1 protein-coding gene is annotated in these 1,182 nt (G+C 75.9%); it reads right to left on the bottom strand.

What is annotated here, in order from left to right; all coding sequences use genetic code 11:
* On the bottom strand, nucleotides 1–1,182 hold a 1,182-nt coding region (locus G3I65_RS42895), incomplete at both ends, for a polyketide synthase dehydratase domain-containing protein (RefSeq protein WP_203612666.1).

Raw genomic sequence — 1,182 nt, 5'->3', positions numbered from 1 at the left:
CCCACACCGCGGCCGCGGCCAGGTCCGGCACGTCCTCGCCGTCCCGGGTCGCGACCGCCCCGCGGGTCACGACGACGAGCCGCGGCCCGTCCCCGGCCGCCCACTCCCGCACGGTGGCCAGCACGCCGGTCACGGTCTCCCGCACCACGTCCGGCACCGCACCCGTACCCCGCGGCACGGGCAGGAACGCCACCTCGGCCGCGGCTGGTCGTGAGTGTTCAGTCGGGTTAGAACCCGACTGAACACTCACGACCTCGGCGCCGGCCTGCTCCAGCGCGGTGACCAGGTCGGGGTCGTCGCCGAGGACCGCGCAGCGCGTGAACCCCGATGACGTGCCGGCCGGGACCCAGTCGACGCGGAACAGCGCGTCGCGTACCCCGAGCCCCTCGGCCGAGAACGGCCGCAGCGCCAGCGCGTCCACGACGCCCACCGGCGCTCCGGTCCTGTCGGCCAGCGCGAGCGCGAACCCTTCGGGCACCGGCGTCAGCCGGACCCGCATGCTCGTCGCCCCGGTCGCCGCGAGGTGCACGCCGGTCCACGCGAAGGGCAGCTGAGCCGTCCCGTCGCCGCGCAGGGCCGCGGTGTGCAGAGCCGCGTCGAACAGCGCCGGGTGCAACAGGAATCCCGCCGGGACGTCGGTGAGACCGACCTCGGCGAACAGCTCGTCGTCCCGGGTCCACGCGGCCCGCAGGCCCTGGAATGCCGGCCCGTAGCCGAAACCGGCCTCGGCGAACCGCGGGTAGACGTCGTCGACCGCGACCGGCTCGGCACCGGCCGGCGGCCACTCTGTCAATGCCACCACGGGTTTCGTGCCTTCGGTGACCGTGCCCTCGGCGTGCCGGGTCCACGGCTCGGTGGCGTCCCGGCGGGCGTGGACCCGCACCGGCCGCGCCCCGGCGTCGGGGGCGCCGACCGTGACCTGCACCTGAACTCCCTGCTCCGGCAGCACGAGCGGCGCTTCCAGGGTCAGGTCCGTGACGACGTCGCAGCCGGTTTCGGCCGCGGTCCGCAGGACGAGTTCCAGCAGCGCGGTGCCCGGCAGGAGCGTGGTCCCGGCGACGGTGTGGTCGGCCAGCCACGGGTGCGACCGCAGCGACAGGCGCGAGGTGAACAGGTAGCCGTCGGACTCCGGCAGCGGCACGGCCGCGCCGAGCATCGGGTGCCGGGCCGGGGCCAGGCCCA

The sequence above is a fragment of the Amycolatopsis sp. SID8362 genome, from assembly GCF_010550475.1.
Classification (GTDB): domain Bacteria; phylum Actinomycetota; class Actinomycetes; order Mycobacteriales; family Pseudonocardiaceae; genus Amycolatopsis; species Amycolatopsis eburnea.
The sequence above is the reverse complement of the archived record's forward strand: the minus strand, read 5'-3'. Positions and strand labels throughout refer to the sequence as shown.